The organism is Bradyrhizobium sp. sGM-13, from assembly GCF_018398875.1.
In the GTDB taxonomy this organism is placed as follows: Bacteria; Pseudomonadota; Alphaproteobacteria; order Rhizobiales; family Xanthobacteraceae; genus Bradyrhizobium.
Window position 1 is genome coordinate 1 of record NZ_JAGWDK010000101.1, and the last position, 4,870, is coordinate 4,870.

Here is a 4,870-nt window from a genome sequence, read left to right on the forward strand (position 1 = left end):
GCAGCTAAGCTTTCTCGACCCACCACCTCAGCGCGGGGCCGTACCCGTATGGGGGCCCTCGATAAAGAGCAGCGCGCACATCTCGTGCTGCGACTCGCCCGACTAATCGCCCGAGCAATCGCCACTGCCGGAGATCACAACGATGAACGAACTGAGCAAGATCACCGCTGAGCACCTACGCCGATGCGCAATCGTCTACGTGCGTCAGTCCAGTACGACGCAGGTCGAGCATAATCGCGAGTCCACTGCCCGTCAGTACGAGTTAGCCGAACGCGCCGCGCGGCTTGGTTGGCGACGCGATCAGGTGAAGGTCATCGATGAGGACCTCGGTATTTCCGGTTCCGGCCTTTCCGAGCGCACCGGCCGGGCTTGTTCAATGACCGCCTGGTGCTCGGGCTCAAAGGTACGATGTCAGAGGCAGAGCTGCATGTGCTGCGTGCGCGGCTGCTCGGTGGCATCCGCAACAAGGCCGCACGCGGAGAACTGCACCGCGGGCTGCCGGTGGGTCTGGTACGGGGCGACGCCGACGGGGAGGTGCTGTTGCATCCTGACGAGTCGGTGCAAGCCGCGATCCATGCTGTCTTCGACCGCTTTGCCGAATTCGGCTCGGCACGACGCGTGTGGCTGTGGTTCCGCTCGCAAGGCCTGCGCTTTCCGCTGCACTCCAACAGCCTTGTCGATCTCCGCTGGGTCGCCCCCACTTACACAAAGATCCACCAGGTCCTCACCAACCCGTTCTATGCCGGCGTTTATGTGTATGGCCGCACCCAGCAGACATGCTATCTCGATGCGGGCGGTCGAATCCGAAAGCGCATCAGACAACGCGACCGCGAGCAGTGGCCGGTGTTCATTCGTGACATCATGCCGGATACATCGATTGGAATACCTTCGAGGCGAACCAGAAGCGCCTGGCGCAGAACATCCGTCCTCGACCGCACCAGAGCGGGGGTGCCGTGAGAGAAGGCGCAGCACTCCTGCAAGGCCTCGCCGTATGCGGACACTGCGGTCGGCGCCTGGCCGTACACTACAGCGGCCGGTTCTCGGCGCCCGGATATCACTGCGCCGGCAAGAACATCGTCAACGGCCGGGGCGAGTACTGCCTCAACATCGGCGGTGTGCAGATTGATGCGGCTGTCGCCGAAGCGTTCCTTGCGGCTCTCGCGCCCGCAGGCCTGCAAGCCTCGCTCCAGGCGATCGAGCAATTCGACGCCGATCACGAGACGACTCTCGCGCAGTTCCGTCGCGACGTCGAGCGTGCGCGCTACAACGCGCAGCGCGCCGAGCGACGCTATCGCGCCGTGGACCCGGAGAATAGACTCGTCGCGCGTGGACTCGAAGCAGAATGGGAAAGCGCTCTGCTGGAACTGAAGACTGCCGAATCCGAACTCTCGGACCGCGAACATGCCCGACCGCGCTCGCTTACGCACGAAGAACGCGACGCGATCCTTGCACTCGGTAAAGACCTCAAGCGTATCTGGTTCGCTCCCACGACGAGCGATCGCGATCGCAAGGAGTTGCTCCGCACGCTGCTCGACGATGTCACCTTGAGAGTCGAGCGCGATAAATACAACGCTCACCTGACGCTGCGTTGGCGCGGCGGTCTCTTCAGTGAAGTTAATGTCCCATTGCCGCACTCGCATCCATCGCCGATCCGCACCGCCGACGATACGATCGATCTGCTGCGGCGACTGGCTGCACATTATCCCGACACCAAGATCGCCGGCATCCTCAATCGCCAAGGCCGTACAACGGCCACAGGACTGTCGTTTACGGCAAATCGTGTGTCGAGCCTGCGGACGCACTGGGAGATCCCGTGCTTCGAGCCGAAACAGCAAGTGCAGGACGGCGAGTGCATGACGATCGAGAAAGCAGCACGCGCTCTCGGGATCGCACCCTCTACTTTGCATCGCTGCCTCAACGATGGCTTCATTGCCGGAGAGCAGATCACACCTGGCGCGCCGTGGCGCATCCGTATCAATGACGAGTTGCGGTCGCGCTTTGTGGAAGCGCGCCCGAAGGTTACGTGAAGATGTTCAAGGCCATGAATCTACTCGGCGTCTCGCGGCAAACCATCTTGCAACGTGTAAAGCGCGGCGAGCTTAAGGCCGTTCACGTCTATCGCGGACGGGCAAAAGGCATACGAATTCAAGTACCTGCAGTTGCTCCGGACCTCTTCGACCCTCTCAAAAAAACTGAAGGTGTAGTATGACGCAACATCCAAGAATTTGGCCAAGTCAATATCCACGACGAACCGATAGCCTTCGATGATATAGGCTTGCGCCTGCGCCACCGCTTGGTGAGCGGAGCGGCCCGGCCGGAAGCCGTAGCTATGCTCGCTGAATGTTGGGTCCCACAGCGGCTGAAGCCGCAGCAGGATTGCCTGCTGGATCACACGATCGAGATTGCGCGTCCCGCCGTCCGGCTTCGGGATTCTCACCCGACGCACCGGTTGCGGCTGGTAGCGCCCCTGCAATATGTCCGGCAGTTGTTTGACGGTGATACCATCAATGCCGGGCGCTCCCTTGTTGCGCACCACCGCATCCAACGCAGCTTCTATATTGCCTGGGTCACAGATCGCCTCCATAAGATGTTCTGTGGATGCCGGGCTTTTGGGTTCGGCCGTCGCCACGATCGTTTCGACCTCTTGCGTGTCCCGACGCTGGGCTTCACCCCGCGCGGGCATCGGCAAGTCCAACTCAAGTTGGTATGGCGGTCGCGATCCGGTCATGAAACGTCCGATCTACTTGCCCTTTCCTTCAACCCCTCATCGGGGACCGTTCGGGCCTTCAGCCGGCGAGCCGGCCTAATACGCCCTCTGCTGACTTCTGCATCGTGGTCAGAACACCTTGCGGCGTCCTCAGTCCCGAAGGACACGATGCAGATCTCTCGGAGTAAGTTCGACAGCCTTCATCGCACACCCGCCGGATTTACAACTCTGGCCATTGATGGAGATGGACTTCGCGAATGCCTGCCCGCTCGTCCGACCAGTGCTGCCTCGTATCCGATTTCTGTTCGTCGGGTCGCGACTTTGCTCCACGCTTCCTTCAGACGGTCCCTCGCGGTTCCGCCCTTGCGCTTCGCTAGTGCTTCACCTCCATCAGGTTACACAGGGGACTTTCACCCCCAAGCTGTCGGACATGTCCGACACACAGGCGGGCCTGCGGCCCCCGCCTGCGGCGGCTGCGGCCTTGACAGAGCTTGCTGCCCGGCCACTGTTAGCCACCATGGGATCGATGACAATGTCTGGCTGATCAAGAAACGACTGCAATTAAACCTTCACAGAGGCCTCTTACACAAAATATCTGACATTCCCGGCCATTGCGTCCCCTTGAGCGGCTATCTGGGTCCAGAGTTCTGAACCACCCGAAAATAGTGTTCCACGTTGTCGCCGGTCAGCACTACGATCTCGGCCCAATCGATATTCACGAAGGGCTTGCCGGTTGCTGGATGAATGGAGTCGGGATCGAAATCACCCTCGAACAGATCGCGGCGAAGCACGTAAAGCTTTCGCGCGTCTTCGCTGTTATGCTTGAGGCAATTGACCAGAAGCCTCAACTCTTCCAGGCCGGCCTTGTCGATGACAATCGACGCCTGTGTCAGTGCGGCAACCAGATCGGCGTGGTTTGGCTTCCTTTTCGCCTGCGGCACCCATCGCCGCGCGCCACGCTCCCACAGGTGGTATATTACGATCACGAACGCCTTTCGAAGCAAGAGGAGCGCAGCTTCAGCCTCCAGGCGGCGCTCTCCGAACTCTTCGCCATAGTGGCGTCCAGCGCCGGTTTCCTCATCATAGTCCTCCCACTGGGCACTGCCCGCATCGACCCTGCGCTGAAAGTCGTCCGCCTCCTGCTTGGTTTCATCCAGCTCCTGGAAAAAGGGTGCGTATGCGGCATGAAAGGCCACGCGCATCTGGCGGACACGATGATCAAATAGGGCACGACGCATTGTTCTCAGGAGGAATGTCATGGGCGACTGGTGGTTTCGAGCGTGGGATCGCGTGCTCGCTTTCAAAGGCCTCGTAGGATTGAGCGCCAGCCCAAGCGATGAACCCTGCGACGGATGGCAGAGACGGCTCGCTTCAGACGAAGTCTGCCGCTCCAAAGATCCCTCCCCGACAGCTGCCAAGCGAACACCTTTGCAGGATATACAGCATTGCTGTATATTACAGCAATGCTGGAGACCGATCAATGACCCAATATTCAACCAGTGATCTTTCCAGGAAGTCGGGGGATCTCATCGCCGAAGCCCTGCGCCGGCCCGTCACCATTACCCAACGGAACAAGCCGCGTCTGGTGCTGCTCAGCATCGAAGACTACCGCAAGCTTACGGCCAGAGCCGACGCCCGGAAGGCCGGTCGGCTCGAGACGATGCCTGACGACTTGTTTGAGGACGTCAAGCGGGCCGTCGACGCCTATGAGCGGGAGAGCGACGAGACGTGAGCCGGACGAGCTTCGCACCGGATGCGTGATCCGATTTTCCTATTTATGGGTGCGCTAAGCTGAGCGCGGGGAAACGGAAGGCCGCAAGCCTCGCCCGGTGGCTGTGGGTGTACGGATTGCCAGGCCTAAAGGTGAGGACTTGTTGGTGCTGTTTCCGATCACCAGTCAGCCGCCCTACTCCGATCGTTTTGCCGTCGAAATTCCTGAGATGGAAAAGCGTCGTGCCGGTCTCGACGCTTCGCTACGCCTCTGGATCATCCTTGACGAATATAATCAGGACGTCATCGGCCAGTCGTTCTACCTTGAGCCAGAGCCGCCACTTGGCCATTTCAGCAAGGCGTTTTTTCTGCCGTTGATGAAAGAATTCATTGCCCGCTGCGCGTACCGAGCGATCGCGACCGGGCGTTCCGATTGATCACGACCGGCTGTAC

The 4,870-nt window shown here is 60.2% G+C and carries 6 protein-coding genes; 4 read left to right on the plus strand and 2 right to left on the minus strand.

Features of this window, described 5'->3' with window-relative positions:
• Window positions 1–408 precede the first annotated feature (408 nt).
• The gene (locus KJQ96_RS37955) at window positions 409–957 is read left to right on the plus strand and encodes a recombinase family protein (RefSeq protein ID WP_213291101.1); all 549 of its coding nucleotides are present in this window, start codon (window positions 409–411) and stop codon (window positions 955–957) included.
• On the plus strand, window positions 954–2,027 hold the full coding sequence (locus KJQ96_RS37960; protein ID WP_213291102.1) for a zinc ribbon domain-containing protein: 1,074 nt from the start codon (window positions 954–956) through the stop codon (window positions 2,025–2,027). The genes KJQ96_RS37955 and KJQ96_RS37960 overlap by 4 nt, the downstream gene beginning before the upstream one ends.
• A gap of 20 nt (window positions 2,028–2,047) precedes the next feature.
• Here KJQ96_RS37960 and KJQ96_RS41640 read toward each other — a convergent pair whose 3' ends face one another.
• Together KJQ96_RS41640 and KJQ96_RS37970 are read right to left on the minus strand one after the other, a co-directional pair.
• Window positions 2,048–2,683 carry a reverse transcriptase domain-containing protein gene (locus KJQ96_RS41640; RefSeq protein WP_256441744.1) on the minus strand — a complete coding sequence of 212 codons (636 nt, stop codon included), beginning with the start codon at window positions 2,681–2,683 and terminating at the stop codon, window positions 2,048–2,050.
• A 653-nt stretch (window positions 2,684–3,336) separates the two neighbouring features.
• Window positions 3,337–3,966, minus strand: a complete 630-nt coding sequence (locus tag KJQ96_RS37970; protein ID WP_213291103.1) for a hypothetical protein — start codon at window positions 3,964–3,966, stop codon at window positions 3,337–3,339.
• Between the two features lie 221 nt (window positions 3,967–4,187).
• On the opposite strand from KJQ96_RS37970, the gene KJQ96_RS37975 reads away from it, so the two are divergent.
• Together KJQ96_RS37975 and KJQ96_RS41125 are read left to right on the plus strand one after the other, a co-directional pair.
• Window positions 4,188–4,439 carry a type II toxin-antitoxin system Phd/YefM family antitoxin gene (locus KJQ96_RS37975; protein ID WP_213291104.1) on the plus strand — a complete coding sequence of 84 codons (252 nt, stop codon included), beginning with the start codon at window positions 4,188–4,190 and terminating at the stop codon, window positions 4,437–4,439.
• 145 nt (window positions 4,440–4,584) lie between these two features.
• Window positions 4,585–4,854, plus strand: a complete 270-nt coding sequence (locus KJQ96_RS41125; protein WP_309142544.1) for a hypothetical protein — start codon at window positions 4,585–4,587, stop codon at window positions 4,852–4,854.
• The last annotated feature ends 16 nt before the right edge of the window (window positions 4,855–4,870 follow it).

Coding starts and splice junctions, on each gene's coding strand:
- KJQ96_RS41640 (WP_256441744.1), bottom strand. CDS start 2,683: ATGCCCGCGCGGGGTGAAGCCCAGCGTCGGGACACGCAAGAGGTCGAA.
- KJQ96_RS37970 (WP_213291103.1), bottom strand. CDS start 3,966: ATGACATTCCTCCTGAGAACAATGCGTCGTGCCCTATTTGATCATCGT.
- KJQ96_RS37975 (WP_213291104.1), top strand. CDS start 4,188: ATGACCCAATATTCAACCAGTGATCTTTCCAGGAAGTCGGGGGATCTC.
- KJQ96_RS37955 (WP_213291101.1), top strand. CDS start 409: ATGTCAGAGGCAGAGCTGCATGTGCTGCGTGCGCGGCTGCTCGGTGGC.